The sequence below is a fragment of the Streptomyces sp. NPDC044063 genome, assembly GCF_056434285.1.
This window is the reverse complement of sequence record NZ_JBWKFM010000001.1, coordinates 546,138-564,352: the sequence shown is the minus strand read 5'-3', so window position 1 is coordinate 564,352 and position 18,215 is coordinate 546,138. Positions and strand designations below refer to the sequence as shown.

Annotated in this window: 19 protein-coding genes and 2 pseudogenes; 11 read left to right on the top strand and 10 right to left on the bottom strand. The window is 69.8% G+C overall.

Annotation, left to right across the window (positions count from 1 at the left end):
• Positions 1-140 precede the first annotated feature (140 nt).
• On the bottom strand, positions 141-749 hold the full coding sequence (locus AC07BS_RS02520) for a TetR/AcrR family transcriptional regulator (protein WP_478929599.1): 609 nt from the start codon (positions 747-749) through the stop codon (positions 141-143).
• A gap of 83 nt (positions 750-832) precedes the next feature.
• On the opposite strand from AC07BS_RS02520, the gene AC07BS_RS02515 reads away from it, so the two are divergent.
• Positions 833-1,225, top strand: a complete 393-nt coding sequence (locus AC07BS_RS02515) for a DUF4345 domain-containing protein (protein WP_478929597.1) — start codon at positions 833-835, stop codon at positions 1,223-1,225.
• A gap of 418 nt (positions 1,226-1,643) precedes the next feature.
• The gene (locus tag AC07BS_RS02510; RefSeq protein WP_478929595.1) at positions 1,644-2,240 is read left to right on the top strand and encodes an HD domain-containing protein; all 597 of its coding nucleotides are present in this window, start codon (positions 1,644-1,646) and stop codon (positions 2,238-2,240) included.
• Between the two features lie 22 nt (positions 2,241-2,262).
• On the opposite strand, the pseudogene AC07BS_RS02505 reads toward AC07BS_RS02510, so the two are convergent.
• Both AC07BS_RS02505 and AC07BS_RS02500 read right to left on the bottom strand, forming a co-directional pair.
• Positions 2,263-2,921: pseudogene (locus AC07BS_RS02505) on the bottom strand (IS5 family transposase); the annotation flags it as partial.
• Positions 2,922-3,027: 106 nt separating this feature from the next.
• The gene (locus AC07BS_RS02500) at positions 3,028-3,870 is read right to left on the bottom strand and encodes a helix-turn-helix transcriptional regulator (protein ID WP_478929593.1); all 843 of its coding nucleotides are present in this window, start codon (positions 3,868-3,870) and stop codon (positions 3,028-3,030) included.
• 263 nt (positions 3,871-4,133) lie between these two features.
• Here AC07BS_RS02500 and AC07BS_RS02495 point away from each other — a divergent pair, with 263 nt between their 5' ends.
• The 3 genes and pseudogenes from AC07BS_RS02495 to AC07BS_RS02485 all read left to right on the top strand — a co-directional run bounded on the left by AC07BS_RS02495 (position 4,134) and on the right by AC07BS_RS02485 (position 5,652).
• A complete protein-coding gene (locus tag AC07BS_RS02495; RefSeq protein WP_478929591.1) occupies positions 4,134-5,066 on the top strand; it encodes an oxidoreductase in 933 nt (310 codons plus the stop codon).
• Between the two features lie 42 nt (positions 5,067-5,108).
• Positions 5,109-5,288, top strand: a pseudogene (locus tag AC07BS_RS02490) (aldo/keto reductase); the annotation flags it as partial.
• Positions 5,278-5,652, top strand: a complete 375-nt coding sequence (locus AC07BS_RS02485) for an aldo/keto reductase (RefSeq protein ID WP_478930053.1) — start codon at positions 5,278-5,280, stop codon at positions 5,650-5,652. The pseudogene AC07BS_RS02490 and the gene AC07BS_RS02485, both read left to right, overlap by 11 nt.
• On the opposite strand, the gene AC07BS_RS02480 is transcribed toward AC07BS_RS02485, so the two are convergent.
• Positions 5,600-6,526 (bottom strand): LysR family transcriptional regulator, encoded by a 927-nt coding sequence (locus AC07BS_RS02480; protein ID WP_478929589.1) that lies wholly within the window; start codon positions 6,524-6,526, stop codon positions 5,600-5,602. The genes AC07BS_RS02485 and AC07BS_RS02480 overlap by 53 nt on opposite strands.
• Positions 6,527-6,610: 84 nt before the next feature.
• Between AC07BS_RS02480 and AC07BS_RS02475 the strand changes: the two genes are divergently transcribed.
• Positions 6,611-7,837, top strand: coding sequence for an amidohydrolase family protein (locus tag AC07BS_RS02475; RefSeq protein WP_478929587.1), 1,227 nt, complete (start codon positions 6,611-6,613; stop codon positions 7,835-7,837).
• A gap of 671 nt (positions 7,838-8,508) precedes the next feature.
• Here AC07BS_RS02475 and AC07BS_RS02470 read toward each other — a convergent pair.
• Complete coding sequence (locus tag AC07BS_RS02470; protein ID WP_478929585.1) at positions 8,509-9,444, bottom strand: alpha/beta fold hydrolase; 936 nt, start codon at positions 9,442-9,444, stop codon at positions 8,509-8,511.
• Between the two features lie 163 nt (positions 9,445-9,607).
• Between AC07BS_RS02470 and AC07BS_RS02465 the strand changes: the two genes are divergently transcribed.
• The gene (locus AC07BS_RS02465; RefSeq protein WP_478929583.1) at positions 9,608-10,555 is read left to right on the top strand and encodes a GlxA family transcriptional regulator; all 948 of its coding nucleotides are present in this window, start codon (positions 9,608-9,610) and stop codon (positions 10,553-10,555) included.
• A gap of 70 nt (positions 10,556-10,625) precedes the next feature.
• Here the strand turns inward: AC07BS_RS02465 and AC07BS_RS02460 are convergent, their stop codons facing one another.
• The 3 genes from AC07BS_RS02460 to AC07BS_RS02450 form a co-directional block, all read right to left on the bottom strand.
• Positions 10,626-11,891 carry an alpha/beta hydrolase family protein gene (locus tag AC07BS_RS02460; RefSeq protein ID WP_478929581.1) on the bottom strand — a complete coding sequence of 422 codons (1,266 nt, stop codon included), beginning with the start codon at positions 11,889-11,891 and terminating at the stop codon, positions 10,626-10,628.
• A 343-nt stretch (positions 11,892-12,234) separates the two neighbouring features.
• Complete coding sequence (locus AC07BS_RS02455; RefSeq protein ID WP_478929579.1) at positions 12,235-12,495, bottom strand: type II toxin-antitoxin system RelE family toxin; 261 nt, start codon at positions 12,493-12,495, stop codon at positions 12,235-12,237.
• Positions 12,492-12,686, bottom strand: a complete 195-nt coding sequence (locus AC07BS_RS02450) for a hypothetical protein (protein WP_478638352.1) — start codon at positions 12,684-12,686, stop codon at positions 12,492-12,494. The genes AC07BS_RS02455 and AC07BS_RS02450 overlap by 4 nt, the downstream gene beginning before the upstream one ends.
• A 1,376-nt stretch (positions 12,687-14,062) precedes the next feature.
• Here AC07BS_RS02450 and AC07BS_RS02445 point away from each other — a divergent pair.
• The 4 genes from AC07BS_RS02445 to AC07BS_RS02430 all read left to right on the top strand — a co-directional run bounded on the left by AC07BS_RS02445 (position 14,063) and on the right by AC07BS_RS02430 (position 15,737).
• Positions 14,063-14,200, top strand: coding sequence for a hypothetical protein (locus tag AC07BS_RS02445; protein ID WP_478929577.1), 138 nt, complete (start codon positions 14,063-14,065; stop codon positions 14,198-14,200).
• 474 nt (positions 14,201-14,674) lie between these two features.
• Positions 14,675-15,289 carry a GTP-binding protein gene (locus AC07BS_RS02440; protein ID WP_478929575.1) on the top strand — a complete coding sequence of 205 codons (615 nt, stop codon included), beginning with the start codon at positions 14,675-14,677 and terminating at the stop codon, positions 15,287-15,289.
• Entirely contained in the window at positions 15,175-15,510 is a 336-nt protein-coding gene (locus tag AC07BS_RS02435) for an EF-Tu/IF-2/RF-3 family GTPase (RefSeq protein ID WP_478929574.1), read from the top strand. Before AC07BS_RS02440 ends, AC07BS_RS02435 begins: the two co-directional genes overlap by 115 nt.
• Positions 15,507-15,737 (top strand): EF-Tu C-terminal domain-related protein, encoded by a 231-nt coding sequence (locus AC07BS_RS02430; RefSeq protein WP_478930052.1) that lies wholly within the window; start codon positions 15,507-15,509, stop codon positions 15,735-15,737. Before AC07BS_RS02435 ends, AC07BS_RS02430 begins: the two co-directional genes overlap by 4 nt.
• Positions 15,738-16,446: 709 nt before the next feature.
• On the opposite strand, the gene AC07BS_RS02425 is transcribed toward AC07BS_RS02430, so the two are convergent.
• Entirely contained in the window at positions 16,447-16,803 is a 357-nt protein-coding gene (locus AC07BS_RS02425; RefSeq protein ID WP_478929572.1) for an RICIN domain-containing protein, read from the bottom strand.
• A gap of 537 nt (positions 16,804-17,340) precedes the next feature.
• Positions 17,341-17,814, bottom strand: coding sequence for a hypothetical protein (locus tag AC07BS_RS02420; RefSeq protein WP_478638363.1), 474 nt, complete (start codon positions 17,812-17,814; stop codon positions 17,341-17,343).
• Between the last annotated feature and the right edge of the window lie 401 nt (positions 17,815-18,215).

Genomic DNA, 18,215 nt, shown 5'->3' with positions numbered 1-18,215 from the left:
CCCCTCCTCGTACCTCTTCAGCTCCCAGCTCGATGGGCCCATCAGCCTGAACGACATGGCCCGCCCACACCGGGAGGACAAGTACACGTCTGCTACTACGTCATGGTCTTCTTCGCCCTCGATATTGGCCTAGCCAGGGGTCAGCGTGGCCAGTCGGGCGCGGGGTCGGTAAGCAGGAGCGGGCGAATGGCGCCGAGTAGGCCGCCGATGCACACGTCGCGAAGTTCGACGCGAGTGCAGGTTTCCTTGGTGAGCCAATCGACGACGAGTACCCGGACAAACACCAGCCAGCTCGCGAGCACCTGGGACGTGGCCTCGCGGGCGGCGTCATCGGCGAGGGGGAGCACGTCCAGCAGGCGGGTGCGGAGGGTGTCGAGCTCGTTCGCGATGATCGTCTGAACGACGGGGTCGCCCGCGAGGATGCGGTTGCCAGCGAGGACGGCGTTGCGGTTCGCGATGAAGTAGTCGAGGTGAGCGTCCATGCCCTCGACAAGCTGCTCGACCAGGCTGTGAGCGGGGTCGAACCGGCTCTTGACGAGCAGTTGGTCGGCCGCTTGCCGGTAGACAGCCGCGAAGAGGTCGCGCTTGCTCGGGAAATGACGGTAGAGCAGCGCACGGGACACGCCGGCCTGCCCAGCGACGTCTTCCATCAGCACCTCCTCATACGGGCGGGCTGCGAAGAGCTGCGCGCCGACGGCGAGGAGCTGGGCGCGGCGGCCGGCGGGAGTGAGGCGTTGACGGGGCGGCATGGACGAAGGTTACTTGACAGCCGTCTACTAACGAGCGCTACCTTAGTAGGCACGTGTCAACTAAGCGGGGGGTGGGGCGGGCTATGGCCAGGGCTCTGCGGGCACTCACATGGACGATGGGAATCGCCTGTGTGGTGATCGGGCTGTTCCACATAGCCGCCGGAAACACGGCGATTCCGGGCACCCGAGACGTAGGTGCGACGTTCGACAGCTTCGGCCGGTTCATGGGCGCGATCTTCGCCGGGTACGGGCTGGCCTGGCTGCGGGCCGCACGACAAAGGCCCATCCCGGCGGTGACCGTGCGCCTGCTGGCCGGAGTCTTCCTACTGGGCGGACTCAGCCGGGTGCTGTCCATCGCGCTGGAGGGACGGCCGGACGGGTTCCAGATGGTGCTGATGGCGCTCGAACTCGGGCTGCCGCCGTTGTACTTCTGGCTCGCGGACGCGGAGGAGCGGGCAGTACGAGCACCGGCCTGACCCCTTTCCGCCGTCACAGGGGAACGGCGGAACGAGTCGGCCGGGAATACGCCTGTCATGCGTCGCCGGCCGCCCTGGCGTGCGTGACAGCAATGGGCGGCGCCTCTCTGGCCCCTGGCGCGGGCCAAAGAGGCGCCACTGCCGCATACACCGCACGAAGCCCCACTCTCGCGATCCCCGGTCCCAGCACCTACCGCCCACGCGTCAGCAGTCGACACCACGACGACAGCAAGGACCACTGCACCAACGCCACCCCACCGTGATCTGGTCGTGATGGGAATAGTTGCTCGTCATGGGCATAAGTGCTGACGAGTTCACACAGCTGCACTCGATGAGCGAACGTCAGTAACCGGGTGCCAGCACCATGGCCACCCCAGTGGGCGAGAGGCTCCCGCCGGGGGGTTGCTACGCTCCCGTCGTGATACTGCCGACGATCGATGACATCCGTGCGCTGCACGAGAAGTACGCGCCGACGCGTGAGGTGTTCGACGTCGTGTACACGCACTGCGAAATCGTCTGGCAGGTCGCCGAGCAGCTGCTGTCCGCCGACGGCCACCACCTCGACGCCGACCTCGTCCGTGCGGGTGCCCTTCTGCACGACATCGGCGTCTACCGGCTCTACGACGACGCCGGCCGGATCCGTCCCGGCGACTACATCCGCCACGGAATCCTCGGGCACGAGACCCTCCGCCAGGAAGGCTTCCCCGAGCGGCTGTGTCGCTTCTGTTCCTGCCACACCGGCGTCGGCCTCACACGGCACGACATCGCACAGCAGCAGCTGCCGCTCCCGATGGCCGACTACCTGGCGGAGACCGGCGAGGAACAGCTCGTGATGTACGCGGACAAGTTCCACACCAAGACCACTCCCCCGGCCTTCCTCTCCTTCGACACCTACGCCACACACGTCAGCCGCTTCGGCACGGAGAAGGTCGCCGCCTTCCACACCCTGCGCAGCCGGTTCGGCGAACCGGACCTCACATCGCTCAGCGCCCGATACGGACACGCAAAGGCCTGATTCCTAGGGCGTGTCCGCAAAGTCAGGGGAGCCAGAGTCGTAGGCAGGCAAGGGTGGCCATGGCCTGGTAGTGGCTCGCGCGCTTCTCATAGCGGGTGACCAGGGCTTTGTTCTGCTTGAGGCGGTTGAAGCAGCGTTCAATGACGTTGCGGCGCCGGTAGACGCCGGGGTCGAAGCCGCAGAGGCGTTCGCCTCTGCGGCGGCGCCCTGCCACCTGGTCGATGCGTTCGGGGATCGTGACGGCGATACCGCGCTGTCGCAGGTAGGCCCGAAGCTGCCTGGACGAGTAGCCTTGTCGGCCACCACCCGCACGGGCCTGGTCCGTGGCCTGCCTGGTCCGTGGCCTGCCTGGTCCGCGCCGTGGGCCGCCATGACGGGCTCGAGCTGGGGCAGTCGTTGACATTGCCGCCGGTGACGGTAGAGGCCGGCGGCCGACCCTGCTCGTCGCAGGCCAGGTGGATCTTCGTATTCAGCCCGCCACGGGACCGACCGAGTGCCTCGCCTGTCAACGGACCCCTTTTCGGGCACCCGAGGCATGCCGATGAGCCCGCACCACGGTGAAGTCAACGCATACGACCGGGTGCCGTCCGCCGACCAGCGAGAGAAGCGTTCGTAGACCGTTTTCCACGGCCCATACCGTTCCGGCAGATCCCGCCAGGCTGCCCCCGTGGACAGCTTCCACCGCCGGAAGGACATAGGCCCGGTGAGGTGTCAACGGTGCGTTCCGGCGTCAGGCGCCGACGCGCGCTCGGGCTTCGCCGCCACGCTGGTCACGGGGCGGGTGGTGTCAGGTAGTGAAGGTCTGGTGGCCGAGGACGCGGAGGAATTCCAGGCGTTCGGCGGCGCCGGTGCCGGGCTGGGGCCGGTAGAGGAAGAGGCGGTTGCCGGTGCTGGGGCTCAGGACGACGTCGCATTGCAGGTCGAGGCGGCCGACGTGCGGGTGGAGGAGGGTCTTGCGGGCGGAACGGACGGCGGCGACCTCGCCCAGTTCCCAGATGGTTGAGAACTCCTCGCTGCGCTCGAGCAGGTCGTCGACAAGCTGCTCGCCTGCCGGGTGGGGGCCGTGTCGGAACACGGCCGCGCGCAGGTCGGCGACGATGACGCGGCCGAGCGCCTCGTGATCCTCCCGCGGGTAGAGCCGGCGGCCTTGGGGGTGGGTGAACCAGAGCCAGGCGCCGTTGCCCTCCCGGCCCGGGCGGTTGGCCAGCGGTCCCAGCAGAGCGACGGCCGCGGCGTTCTGCACGATCACCGTTCCGAGCTCGTCGACGATCTGCGCGGGGGTCTCGGTGAGGGCGTCGACGATGTGCATCAGCCCGGGGTCGGCGTAGCCGTCGGCGGAGCGGTGTCGCGGGGTCTGGTAGCCGGCGACGGCGTAGAGGTGGTCGCGTTCGTCGGTGGACAGGCGCAGGGCGCGGGCGAGGGAGCCGATCAGGGCTTCGGAGGGGTTGACTCCGCGTGCCTGTTCGAGGCGTTCGTAGTAGTCGGTGGAGATGTTCGCCAGCATGGCCACTTCCTCGCGGCGCAGGCCGGGAGTGCGGCGCCGTCCGCCGGGGATGAGGCCGACGTCGGCGGGGCGCAGGGCCTCGCGGCGGGCGCGCAGGAAGCGGCCCAGCTCTCGGCGGTCGGTCATGATCGGTGCTCCCTGGCGGTACGGCGGGCGCTGCGAGCAGATCGGGGCGGGGCCGGCTTGCAGGCGCTGATATGACCAGCTTGATACGTCCGCCTCCGGTTATCCACGTACTGCCGGACCGACGATAGACGCACCGTGGATACATGCTCGTGCCCGCGGCAGGCTGGGAGACAGCCGCCGGGAGACCTCCTCCCGGACCGGTGTTTTCGCACGTAGACGGCGCCTCGAAGGCAGCCGTCGAGCACTGCTGAGGAGCCTCTCCCATGGCCAAGTGGACCAGCGCCCGCATCCCCGACCAGAAAGGCCGCACGGCTGTCGTGACCGGGGCCAACAGCGGCCTGGGCTTCCAGACGGCCCGCGAGCTGGCCCGCCACGGCGCCCACGTCGTGATGACCGCCCGGGACCGTAGCCGCGGCACCGCCGCCGTGGACCGGCTCCTGGCCGAGCAGCCGGGGGCGAGCATCGAGCTGCGCCTGCTGGACCTGTCCGACCTGGAATCGGTGGCCGCCTTCGCGCAGCAGATCTTGGACGGCGGCCTGCCGGTGGACGTCCTGGTGAACAACGCGGGCGTCATGTGGCCCCCGCACCGGCTCACGCGGCAGGGCTACGAGCTGCAGTTCGCCACCAACCACCTCGGCCACTTCGCACTCACCGGCCTGCTGCTGGGCCGGCTGGCGGAGTCCGCCGCCCAGGGCCGCGACGCCCGCGTGGTGACGGTCAGCTCCGTCGAGCACCGCGGCGGCACCATCTTCTTCGACGACCTGCACGGCGAACGCGACTACGCCCCGCGCGCCTACTACTCCCAGTCCAAGCTCGCCAACACCCTGTTCGGCCTGGAACTCGACCGGCGGCTGCGCGCGGCCGGATCGACGGTGACCAGCGCCCTGGCCCATCCGGGCTACGCCAGCACCAACCTGCAGTCCAGCGGCCCGACCGGCTTCCTGCGGTTCTTCTTCTCCAAGATCGCCAATCCGCTGATGGCCCAGCCCGTCGAGAAGGGCGCCTGGAACCAGCTCTACGCGGCCACCGCCCCCGAGGTGAAGAGCGGCCAGTTCATCGGCCCGGACGGCTTCGGCGAGTACCGGGGCCACCCCACCGTCGTCCAGCCCGACAAGGCCGCCCAGGACCTGAACGTCGCCCGACGCCTGTGGTCGGTCTCCGAGCAGCTCACCCGGGTCCGTTACCCCTTCCGCTGACCACGGCCCGATGCCGTCGCACCCAACAAGGTCTACGGTGGCGACACCGGTTCGAACGAGCGGCTGCTCGGTGAGGCCGTCAGGGGCTTCCGCGACGAGGTGGTGCCGCCCACCAAATTCGGCTACGACCTCGCCGACCCGGGCGGTCTCAACAGCCGGCCGGACAACATCCGCAAGGTCGCCGACAACAGCCTGCGCTACCTCGGCACCGATCACATCGACGTCCTCTCGCTGGCAGGGCGAGAACTTCGACGCCAACGTCCAGGCCGCCGCCACCCTCACCGAGCTGGTCGCTTCCAAGGGCATCACCATCGCCCAGCTCGCCCTCGCCTGGCTGCTCACGCAAGGGGACGACATCGTCCTCATCCCCGGCACGCGCAACCCCGAGCGCCTGGCGAGGACGTCGGCGCCACCGACGTCACGCTCACCGGCCACGACCTCGCGCGGATCAAGGAAATCCTGTCGAGCGACGTCTTCGGCAACCGCTACGCAGCCCCCTTCACGCCCAAGGGCTGGCGCCGACCCCGACCCGCCTAGCCGACGAGGGGCTCTTCCGCTTCGAGTCGGCGGGCGGTGTCGTGGATGAGGGTGCGGAACCAGCGGTGGCCGGTGTCGTGGGTGTGGACGGGGTGCCACCACAGGGCCTCGTTGATCGGCCCGGCGTCGAAGGGGCAGGGGAGCACGCGCACGGTCGGTGGGAGGGGTACGGCCCTGGTCAGGCGTCGTTGAATGACGGCGACGCGGTCGGTGCCGGCCACGTACAGGGGCAGGGCCAGGAAGCTGTCGGTGACGGCTTCGGGCTTCAGCTGAAGGCCGCTTTCAGCGAGGCGGTGCAGCATGAAGCGGGAGTCGCGCGGCTCGAACTGCCCCAGCACCCAGCGAAGTTCACCGATGTCGTCCGCCTCGGGGGCGGTGCTGGTGAGGGGGTGGTGCTGGTCGGCGATGAGGACCCATTCGTCGGCGAAGAGCGCCAGGCTCGGCAGTCCGCTCACGCCGCTGTCCCGGGGCGCGATCATCCCGTCCGTCGAGGAGGAGCCGGCTTCACTGTGCATGGCTTCGGGAGTGCCGAACTGGCGGAACCGCAGCCGGGCGTGCGGTGCCCGCTCCTGGAAGGCGGTCAGGAGCCGGGGGCCGAGGACGGCCATGGCGTAGTCGGAAACGTGGAGGGTGAACTCCCGCTCGGTGGTGGCGGGGGCGAAGTGGGATTTGGTGGCGAAGAGCCGGTCGGAGAGCTGCAGGACGCTGCCGGTCTGTTCCTGCAGCTGCTGCCCGAGCGGGGTGAGGCGGTAGCGGTTGCCCTCGCGTACGAGCAGGTCGTCGCCGAAGTGCCGACGCAGGCGCGCGAGCATCGCGCTGGCCGCCGGCTGGCTGACCCCGATCCGCTCGGCCGCGCGGCTGACGTGCCGCTCTTCGAGCAGGGCCTGCAGGGCGATGAGCAGGTTGAGGTCAGGACGGGTCACATCCTCAACACTATCAGTTGGACTGATAGACACATACTGATCATCGATTTCCCTTATGCCTGGCGCGGCAGAAGACTCGAGGGCATGAACCAGCACGAACCGAGCCTCGCGCTCACCAACGCCATGCTGATCGACGGCACCGGTGGACCCGCGGTCGACGGCGCGACCGTCGTCGTCTCCGGCAGCCGGATCGCCGCCGCCGGGACCGGCGTACCGGTCCCTCCCCACGCGACGATGGTCGACCTGGCGGGCAAAGCGGTCCTTCCAGGGCTGATCGACGCCCACGTGCACCTGGGAGGACTGGGGTTCCGCAGCATGCCCCCGTTCGGCGGCCGGGCCGCCACCGACGACTACGCCGCGGCCCGCGAGGGGGCCTTGCGGTACGGGGTCACCACTCAGCGCAGCCTGGGCGACTTCCTCCACGACAGCATCGCCGTGCGGGACGGCGTCGAGAACGGCGCCCTGGCCGGGGCCCGCATCGTGACCAGCGGGCCGAGCTTCCAGGTCGAGGGCGGCCACCCCAACGCCACCGTCTGGGGCAGCGAGCCGGCGGCCGTCCGGGAAGGCGCCCGCATGCCGAAGACGGCCGAGGAGGCCGCCCGGATGGTCGACGAGCTCGCCGTCGCGGGCGTCGACCTCGTCAAGATCATCATCTCGAACAACGCGATCTTCGGGCCGGCCCGTCCCGAACTGAAGATGCCCTGGCACCTCACCGAGGCCATCACCGGCGCCGCCCACGCCAACGGGCTGCGGGTCGCCGCCCACACGGAGACCGTCGAGGACGCCAGGGCCGCGGTCGAGCGGGGCGTCGACGACATCGAGCACCTGGTGCTGCGCGCGGAGGAACCGCAGGAAGAGGCGGCCGCCGAGGAGCTGTTCGCCCTCATGGCCGACCGCGGAACCTACCTCGTACCCACGATGGTGGCGCACCAGTTCGAGGCGACCGCCGACGGGGACGCCCGTACCCTGCGCTACGGCAACCACCTGGTCCGCCGCGCCTACGAGGCGGGCGTACGGCTCGGGGTCGGCTCGGACGCCCACTCCCCCGGGCTGCACGGCTGGAAGCTGCGCGACGAGCTGGTGATGATGGTCCACGACCAGGGCATCCCGGCCCTCGCGGCCCTGTCCATGGCGACCAGGACCAATGCCGAGTTGCTCGGCATCGCCGACCGCCTCGGTACCGTCGCGCCGGGCAAGCTCGCCGACCTGCTGATCGTCTCTGGCAACCCGGCCCAGGACATCACGGCCGTCGGCCGCATCCACCAGGTGATCCGGAACGGCCGGGTCGTCTTCGAGGGCGAGGGGGCGTGACCACTCGTAATCGGCCTCACCTCGGCCGCACTGTTCGCCTGCATCAGCGGGTCCAGCTTCGTCTTCGAGCACCTGAACGGTGTCTCGTCCACGGCCTACTCCCTGATCTTCGCCACCAACGCCGTCGGCATGCTGATCGCGGGCTTCGCCTTCAGCAGACTCTCCCGGAGGGTCGGCCTCAACACCGTGCTGACCACAGGCGTCGCACTATGCGGCCTCGGGGTGACCGGCCCAGCTGGTCATCCTCGGCACAGCCGGTGAACCCTCGCCGGCACCTGGGCAGGCCTCTTCGTCGCCCCCTCGGCGTCGGACTGATCTTCCCCGCCGCCACCACCCTCGGCCAGGCCCTCGACCGCACCGCCCCCGGAGCTGCCTCGGCCGTGCCCCGCCTCCGGGCACCGCGGCACATGCGCGACCGCGGCGGCGTCATCATATTTCATAGAAAGCCAGACACCGGTGGGACCCGGCTGGTTCCGAACCGAACCGCATGGCGAACGTGAGTGGTCTCGCGGACCACCGATACGTCCGTGCGTAGGCTGCCCCGAGACGGTCAGCCGAACCGATGGTCACTGCGTGGGCGGGCCCTGCCGATCACGGCTCGGGGCACATCCGGCTTGATGCCCATGCGTTCACCCAGGTCGGTTGCGGTACACATGCATGCGGCGTCCGGCTCACAGCCGGGCGACGAACGCGCCGATGTGTGCAGCCACCTGGTCCGGTACCTCGAGCGGCGAGAGGTGGCCGGTGTCCTTCAGGACGGTCAGCGAGGCGGTCGGGATCAGCGGCAGCAGGTGGTCGGCGAGCACGGTGGGCGGGTCAACCTTGTCGTGACTGCCCGCGAGAACCAGCACCGGCACCTCGATGGCTCCTACGCCGGCCGACACGTCCTGGACGATGCCCTGACACGGCCAGGCGAGTCGGGCCCGGTCAACGCCGCGCAGACTGTCCTCGACCACTTGTCGGCGCAACTCGGGGGCCAGCCCGCCGTGGGTCAGCATCAGGTCGATGCTACGGAGAACCGTCTCCTCATTGTCGTAGGCGTGGGAAACCCCTTCCCGCACCTGCTCGGTCATCCCGACCGGCGCGGGCGGCGCGGGCGCCACGAGAACTACTCCGGCCAGCCCCTCGGGCTTGGCCGCAGCCAGCATCTGGGCCACCTTGCCCCCCATCGAGTGCCCGACGAGCACATGGCGGGGGTGTCCGAGCGCCTCGACGACCCGTTGCGCGTCGTCCACGAGCTGCTCCAGGCCGTAGGGCCCCGGCAGGCTCGTGGACTCGCCCCATCCGCGCTGGTCGTAGGCCACGAAACCCTGGCCGGGGGCCAGACGCTCCAGCACCGGGGTCCAGGTGCGCCGTGAGCCTCCCCAGTAGTGCAGGAAGATCAGTGACGGGCCGTCGCTTTCGCGTACATGGGCGTACACCTGGCCGCCCTGTACGTCGAAGAAGCGGCCCCTCACATTCTGCGGAGTCATGGTCAGTTCCTTGTTCCTTGTTCTTTGTTCGTGACCGGCAGCTTCGAACCGCTCCACCGGTGTGGAGCCGGTTGTCCCGAGCTCGGTATCGATCCTTCCCGGTACGCCGTCTCCGAGCCACGGCTCATCTGCCACTGTTCGCATTTTTTGGGCCATGAAAGTGAGGTGGGTCGTCGTTCTTCCGCCGACACAAGCCGCGGGATGAAACAGGGAATCCGTCGAGGATTCCCGTGAACCCGACGCTCAGGGACGTGACCGGCCTCCCTGCGCGACACGCGCCGTCCGTAACATTGCGGCCATGGACAAACACCGGGTCGCCGTTCTGGCTCTCGACGGCGTGCTGCCCATCGATCTGGGGATCCCCACTCAGATCTTCAAGGGCAGGCCGGACATCCCCTATGAGCTCACCGTGTGCGGGGATACCGAGGAGGCCGTGACCACCAGCGCCGGTTTCACCCTCGGGCTGGCCGCGGGACTCGACGCGCTGGCGGAGGCCGACACGATCATCGTCCCGGGCTTCGAGGACTTCAGGCGTCCCCCGCTGCCACGGGTGCGGGCCGCTCTCAAGCTCGCCGGCCGTGCGGGGATCCGTATCGCCTCCATCTGCACCGGCGCCTTCGCCGTCGCGGCGGCCGGACTGCTCGACGACCGCACGGTCACCACCCATTGGGCCAGCGCGGACGACCTCGAGGAGCTCTACCCCAGAGTGCGCGTCGACCGGAACGTGCTCTACATGGACGACGACACCATCCTGACCTCCGCGGGCGTGACGGCGGGCATCGATCTATGTCTGCACATCGTCCGCAAGGACCTCGGCGCGGCCGTCGCGAACGACATCGCCAGGGAAATCGTCGCCGCCCCGCACCGTGACGGTGGGCAGGCCCAGTACATCGCGAGGAGTCTCCCCACCTCCCGGGCCACCACCCTCCGCGACACCCGCGAGTGGGCCCTGCACAGCCTCGGCGAAGACCTCACCATCCCCCGGCTCGCCAGGCACGCCGGTGTCTCTCCACGCACCCTGACCCGCCTGTGGCGCCAGGAAACCGGCGTCAGCCCCCACCAATGGCTCTTGACCGCCCGCATCGCCCGTGCGCGAGAACTCCTGGAGGCCACCGACCTCCAGGTGGAACAGATCGCCACCCGCTGCGGCCTCGGCAGCGGCGCCAACATGCGTGCGCGCTTCCGTGACACCCTCGGTGTCACTCCCACCACGTATCGTCGCGCCTTTCAGCACCGGGCCGGCTGACGGAGGCCTGGCCGACGCCGGGCGCCGGGCGTCGGGCGTCGGGCGTCGATGCCCGGCGCAGTCGCTGGATCTAGTCGATGAACCGCACCTCCGGGAAGGCCGGCGAGGGGCCGTCGAAGAGGCCGTGATCCGGCCGGTGCAGCAGGTGCGCGTCGAGGAAAGCGCTGAGGTAGGTGCGTTGGACGTGCAGGCTGCGGGTGGGGGCCACCGTGCCGACGGCGTCGACGAGTCTGCCCGTCGGCATCGCGCCCGCCTCCGCGATCCGGGGGAGCTGGGCTTGCAGGTCCGTGTAGGAGTAGTGGGCCGCCGAGAGCATCTGGATGTTGCGGTGCCAGCCGCGCAGGTGTTGCCAGAACGTGGCGTGGACGGGGTGACGGCTGTTCCCCAGAACACTGCTCACCAGCAGGAACGGGCGGTCGAGGCCGTCATCGACGACAGTGCCCACGGAATCGGGGCCCGAGCCCATTCCCCCGTCGAGGTTCGCTCCGGCGACGACCCGGGGGTCGTCGTGCATCACCTGCGCGGTGGTGGCCCCGCCGAGCGAGTGGCCGAACATGCCGATCGCGGACAGGTCCAGGTTACGGGCCAGCCCCGGCGGCAGCGGACGCCGGGACGCATCCGGGGAGCCGCCCGCGTTCAGCGCCTCCAGGCAGTCGAGTACGAACCGCATGTCGGCCACGCGGACGTCCACCAGCGCGCGCAGTCCCCGCGTCTCCGTCGCCGGCTGCTTCTCCTCCAGCCGGCCGCCGGGGAACTCCACCGCGAGCGACTCGTAGGTGTGGTCCACGGCCACCACGACGTAGCCCCGGCTCGCGAGGTCCTCCGCCAGGACCGTGCCGAAGCCGCGCGGCACGTCCTTGCCCGGCGAGTACAACACCACGGGCAGACCACCGCGCCGCCGCAACGCCGGCGCGCCGACGGCGCTGTGCGTACGGGTGGCCGCCCAGTCGACGGCGCCCGCCCCGATGGAGAACTCCTTCTCCGCCAGCGCCCCGAACCGCGCCGCCGTCCCGGCGGGCAACTGAGCTGCCACGCCCCTCCCCTGCTCCGGCCGGGCCGGGTACCAGAGGCTGACCATCAGCTCCCGCGAACGCCCCGAGGGCACCCAGGGGTCGCGGCGCGACCTGTCGACCAGATGCATCGACGTCGTACCGACGCGGTACGGGCCGGTGGGCGCCGGCAGAGCCGGGGTGAGAGGCGCGCGGCCTCTCACCCGAAGCCTCGGGGTGGTCGCCGCCCGCGCGGTGCCGGCCGCCACGGCGGGAGCCAGCAGGGCAAGGCCGATCAGGCCGGCAGCGCGGCGGCGCGTGGGCTTCCGGGACTGGTTGTTTTCCATGGCTCGACGCTATGGGCGGGCCCACCGGCACCACATCGTTCCTGGGGCGCGGTCGCCTCCGCCGCACGGCGGAGGCGACCGTCATCCGCCGGACATATGTCTTGGCCATGCCTGTCGACGCCGTGGAATTCAGGGCTACTTGGGCCACAGAGTATCAGACCCTCGGCGCTGATGGGCTCGCCTGATTCGACTGTCGGCTGATCTCCGTCGCATTCGGCCTGCTGGTGGCCGTGTGGTTTCCGGGGGCGACCGGTTCCGGGGCCCTCCGGCCGCGGACGCGGGGTAGGTCGTGGGCGCTGCTCAGGCAGTGCCACGCCGGGATCAGGGCGTCGCTGGTGGGCAATCAGCCGAGCCAGACGATGTCGATGACGTAGAGACGCGCGGCCGCGCGGTTGATGAAGTAGACGGCGCTGAGCTGTCCGATCGAGGCGGCGCGTATGTCTTCGCCTTCGGGGTCGCCACGGTCGAAGGCCGGGAAGGACCACGGGTCGCGGGAAGCGATGGTCAGCACGCCCCGGAGTATCTCGCGGGCGTGGTCAGGAAGAGCGTCCAGGACGTCCAGAGCTTTGGGCGACAGGCGCACCTGCCAGGCCGCGTCACTCACGGACGGTCTCCGAACACATCGTCAAGGGCGATGCCCTCGGGGTCGTCCCTGCCCGCGGCGGGGAAGAGGCTCACGGCCGACGCCCAGCGCGCGGCGCAGCGGTCGGTGCGGATCCGCGCGAGCAGCTGCGCGGCCGCGGTGGAAGCGGGGGCAGGCGGCGGGACGGCCGCGTGCCCGGGCTGAGCGCTCATGGAATCCTCCCAGCGGGTCTGGTCCTCACCGTACGCGCAGCGGCGTAACCGCGGGCGTCGCTCGGCAAGTCGGTGGTCCGCTGCCGGCGCCGTCACCGGAGCCGCGTTCAGGCGCTTTGGGTCCGTCGGAGGTCAGCAGCCCTCGTGGCTCGCTTGATCGCCGCGCGCAGCAGATCGGCCATCGATCGGCCAGCCACCCGAAGCAGCTCCGGATCGCACCCCGGGCTCTCACTGCCGCGCCCCTTTGGTACCGGCTTCGGTGATGCCCAGGACCTCCGGACCTCCGCGACCTTTCGGGTGCCGGGCCCGAGCCCCGTACGCTAGTCCCCGTCCAACCGGCTGGGCCTGCTGCCTGGGATCCGACTGGGTGCATGCCGTTCCGTATGGGTCAGTCGGAGGTGGCTGGGTAGGCGCGTACACCTGCTGGACAGTGCCTCCGATTGGTCACCTTGGGCTTGCCGGGGCCGGCCGCGCTCACCAGTTGCTCGGTTCTGTGACCGAGGCCGAGGATGCCGTGCAGGCTGCCCACTGGCACGGGCCGGGCTGCCGCGGAGCCGCCGGGGAAGAGCTCCTCTCCCCCGGCGGCCAGTAGGACGTCCGCCCGACTCGTGCCGGTCACGAGCCGACGGGTTCGAGTGCCTGGGCGGTGTGCGGGACGTCGGCGGCCGGTCACTGTGCCAAGGCCGTCAGAGCACGTTGACCACCTCGCATGGCGACGTAGTGGTTGAGTCTGAACACTGGCCTTGCCATGGGCATCCAGCGTCGGAATGCGGCCTTGCGGATGGTGACACGCTCTCCGCTGCGAGCTCGGACTCGTTCAGCAAGCCGACGCCGCGCGGCGGGGTGTGCGTCATCGATTCTCTGCCCCGTCCAGTTGTCCATCGTGACCGTCTCGGCCCGTCAGCTCACATAAAGACGACGCCGATCACGGGTTCCGGCCCCGGAGCGAACGGCCGGGGTCGGGCCACTGCCGGCAGCTCTCGAGATCGGGCGCGGCGTGGTCGAGAAGCCTCAGGCTGACATGGGCGACACGGCGGCGGCCGACCGTGCACAACCGCCGGGGGGTACCAGTTGCTGCGTGTCGGTCTCGGTGAGGGGGGAGGGCGCCATGCTCGGCCCAACGAGCTTGCGAAATTAGAGATTTGGAGTTCCCGCATTCCGTTACTGCGCTGGGCGCAATACGGCTAAGCTGCCGCGTGATGACGACGTGACGTGCCGGTCTTTCCGGGGCGCCCGCAACGGTCAGCCACCCGTACGGGGGGCTGTTTGGGGCGCGGCCACCCCGGGAGCCTCCGGGTGGCCGCGCCCATGGTCAGCCCTCCGTCGAGAGGGACGACCGGCGGGCGATTGCCCACCCCGGGAGAAAGGCGCAGCACGTGCGCCATCGCAAGAAGAAGGACCGGTCTCGCCTGCGGGCCCGGCTCTACCAGATCTACCGCTGGACAGCTCCCCTCGTGGGCGCCGTCATCGTCGCGGTGTTCCGGTGGTGGCTGGAGGTGAGGCACAGGCTGTAGCCCCTCGCCAAACATACTAGCGAGGGACCACCAGCTGTGTGGTTCCTTCCAGGAGTCCCGCCACCGTGCCCGCGGTGGTGGGCTCCGCTACGTCCATCGGCCGTGCCTGGCTGGCCCGGCCCCCGGTTGTCGACCGGGTGGACATCGCGCTCCCACGGTACCGGTTTCGAGCGTGCCCAGCGAGGTCATGTGATGGGTTGCCGTCATCTGCAGAACCGGCCGTGACCTTCAGGCGGCCAGGCAGACGATGCCCGAGCGAATATTCGAGCGTCCGTACGACGTGCCGGCCGCGCGGTGGCCTGGTGAGCGCCGCATGCCGTCCTAGCGCCATCGCCGCCGACCACCGCGGCCACCACCTGTCACCCGTCCCCACGCGCCACTCATCGGCGAGTTCGCCGCCCACTAGCCAGGTTTCCCGCCATCCGTGATTATTTCGATTGGCTCGTCGAACGACCGGCCGTCGACAATGGGCCGATGGACGAGTCAATGATCAGATCAGGCCAGCAGGTGGGGTACGTCGGTATACCGGGCAGCGGCACGACCACGTTGATCGACGCGGTCGCCCGGGCCACGGGCCACGTCCCCAGGACGCGGCACTTCACGACACTCGACTGGCCGCCCCGCACGAGCGGCGCCATGAAGCTGACCCGGGGTCAACACCACGCCGTGGTGCTCGTGATGTCGGCGACCGACGGGCCGACCCCCGCCACCGGGGAGCTGCTGCGGCTCGTCAGGGCGGTCGGCGTGGAGCACGTGGCCGTGTTCGTGAACAAGACCGACCTGCTGCCGGACCGCGAGCTCCAGCAGGTCCTGGCACTGGAGATCCGCGAGCTGCTGCGGCGGCACGCGTACCCGGCCGACGACGTGCCGATCGTCTTCGGCTCGGCACACCAGACCTCGGCCGTCGAGGAGCTGCTGGCCGTCACGGCGCCCGCTTCCCGGCTCCACCCCGCGAGCGCGACATGCCCTTCCTCATGCCGGTCGAGGACGTCTTCACCCTCACCACGCCCCGCCCGCGCACGGTCCTCACCGGCCGGATCGAACGCGGCGCCCTCCGGGTGGGCGACGAGGTGGAGTACGTCGGCCTGAGCACCTCGGGCACCGCCACCGTCACCGCCATCGAACGGTACCGCGGCGAGCGCACCGAGCGGGCTGAGGCCGGGGAGAACATCGGCCTCGAGCTGCGCGGTCTCACGCGCCGGAACATCGAACGCGGCCAAGTCCTCGCCGCCCCCGGCACGGCAACGGCGCACAGCGCTTCGAAGCAGAGGTGTACATCCTCCCCGAGGACGACGGCGGTCGCGAGGTGACCTTCGCGCGACGCGAAGCCCAGTTCTACTTCCGCACGACGGACATCACCGGGCGGATCACGGTCCTCCGGCAGGCCGGCCAGGACATCGACGCGTCCCGGGGCGGCCCGGCCTTCCTGACGGTTCGGCTGGCCGAACAGATCGCCATGGAGAAGGGCCTGCGGTTCTCCATCCGGGAGGCGGGCAAGGCGGTCGGCGGCGGGGTGGTCACGGCGATCCTGCGCTAGGACCTGTGTGACTATGGTGGGACGCCCGCGTCTTCACCGCGCTGCTGGAAGGTCTGACCTCCGAATCCGTTCGCCGGGGGCGTGGAATCCACGGCAGTCCGCGCCCATCACGACATCGAGCCGTGGCCACCGGGCACAAGAGACTCGCGGTCCGCTACGAAGCTGCCGTCCCCGTTGCCGGCATCAACGAGTGGTGGTGACGTACTGGTCCGACCGCAACTCGAACACCCGTACTCGCCGACGGTAGTTGGGATTGACGTTCTCACGGACCGGACGCATCCCCAAGCCATGGGCGCGATGTCCTCCTCGGGCCAGCGACGCAGGATCAAACGGGGAGTCTCCAGCGTGACCATCCGATCATTCTGGATTACACATGGGCTCTCCGCCATCCTCACCAGGCGCTTTGGATCCGGAGCTCCCCGACGCCGGGACGCCGGCCGAGCTCACCGCTCTCGGCAAGCCAGCCGCTTTCATCCAGCTCGCTACTCCGGCGGGAAGCGAGCAGGCGCGCAATGCCCGCCATCCGGAGGAGTTCGAGGCCACTGTCGCACCTGCTCGCCCGCTCTTCACCGATGGCGCAGCGGGGCCCGGCCCCACAGGCGGCCGGACGCGGCCGACACGTTCGCGGAGGTGATCCTGTCCGCCGCCTCCGGCTGACCGGCACGGGATCAGGAGAGGTTCCGGCCGATGTGCGGCGCCGTGCCGGCTTTTAAGCGGCTCCACCGCCTTTCCATAGTTGGCGGGGGTCGTCGCTGTTGCAGGTGGTCACCAGCACTTGGTCGGCGCCGCTGACCGGCTGGGGGGCGATCGCCAGGCAGTGACCGGTATCGCTGTTCTCCAGGGTCTCGCCTGCTGTGGTCCTGTTCCCGACGCGCCAGTGGTCATTGCCCGAGCCGCAGGGCTTGAGGCCGGCTTGGTAGTCGTTGTTGGCCGGTGCCGCCAGGCAGTTGCCGCTGGCGCGGTTGACCAGGGCGAAGGTGTTGCCCTCGGCGGGGCGAAGGGTCCAGGTGTCGCTGTAGGCGGCGTTGCAGGGGCCGTAGGAGGGGAAGAATTCGTCGCCGGACACGCACTGGTGGTTGGCGATGTTCTCCAGATGAGATCGGGAGCCTGGAGAGAGCGTCCCGGCCGGGGGAGCCTGCGTATTTCGCGGGCCGGTCCGCGCCGTGGGCCCAGGATTCTTCTCCGGGGCCGGTGGCGGTCTACCGGCATCGTGCGAGCGCGGGTCCGGCGTACGCGTCGCCGAGGGGAGCGCGGAAGACAGGGGGGCCACGACTGCCGCTGAGGGCGCGGAGGAAGGTACTGCGGGAGACGCAGAAGAAGACGCCTCGGCGGATGGTGTGGCTGGTGCCTGCGGTCGTCTTTCCGGGGTGGACTGGTGTGGTGTGAGCGTGCTGGTCAGGAAGGCGCCACCGGTCAGGACGACAGGCAGGACAACGAGCAGGACGCGCGTGCGGCGCTCCCGGACGATCTTCTGGATGAAGGTGCCGACACGCCCGACCACCGTGCTGCCGTGCGTGCCGGTGACGACGTACACGGCGTCGTCGGTGCGCAGGGTTTCTGCCGGCTGGGCATCCCTCAGGGGCTGGCGGGTCACAGAGTGCGCTCAGCCCTGGTGCGCGCCCGGCCGGGGAGGGTTTGCCGGCCTCATGACTCCGACGATCCCGACCCCTGTGCCGTTGCGGACGTTGACGTTCACGTCGCCGCGGAGAGCGATGCTTCCCGAGCCGTGTGCCGTCGTAGCCGCCGGGTCGTCGGCACGTTCCCGCGCAGCCTGTGCACGCTCGATGGCCCGTTCCAGGGCCGCGTCGAAGCTCGGGTTCCGCTCGGCTGCCTCCCGCAGAGCGTGTTCGATCTGCTGGCGGACGGGGCCGCTGAGGACAGCGGCTTCGCTCCCGGTTTCTTGGGCCCTGGCCGTCAATTCCCGCAGCGCGGGCTCATCGCCCAACCGCGCGCTGACAATCTCATGCAGGTCGTCCAGCGCTCGGTCGACCTCCGTATCGGCCTGCTCGGCCACACGCCTGACCTGCTGGACCGCCCAGGCGCCCAGGAAACCGACTGCGAGTTCAATGCCGGACATACACGCTCCCCGTACCGTTGTTCAGAGCAGCCGACGCTATCCACCACGGTCGGGCCCCGGAGACTGAACGGGGAAGGCTGCCTCCGTACGGGGGGAGGAACGAAAGCACTTCCGGACGGATGACTCAGTCCATACAACTCCTGACTCCCCCAAACAGGCATGCCGGATGCGCACCCGGACCGGCACCACGGGCGGCATCTCTCGCCCGGCCCGGGATGATGCACTCGCCGACGGCTACGGCTGATTCCCCTGTCGACGCCCCCCACGCCGATTGCCGCGGGGGCGATCTGCGCGGGAGCGAGCACCCCCGTGACGGCCCCCTACACGGACGAGGTCGGTCCGCGAGCACAAGGGCTACCGTTGGTCTGTGCGACGTCACTTGTGGTGGATAGCCGCGTTGG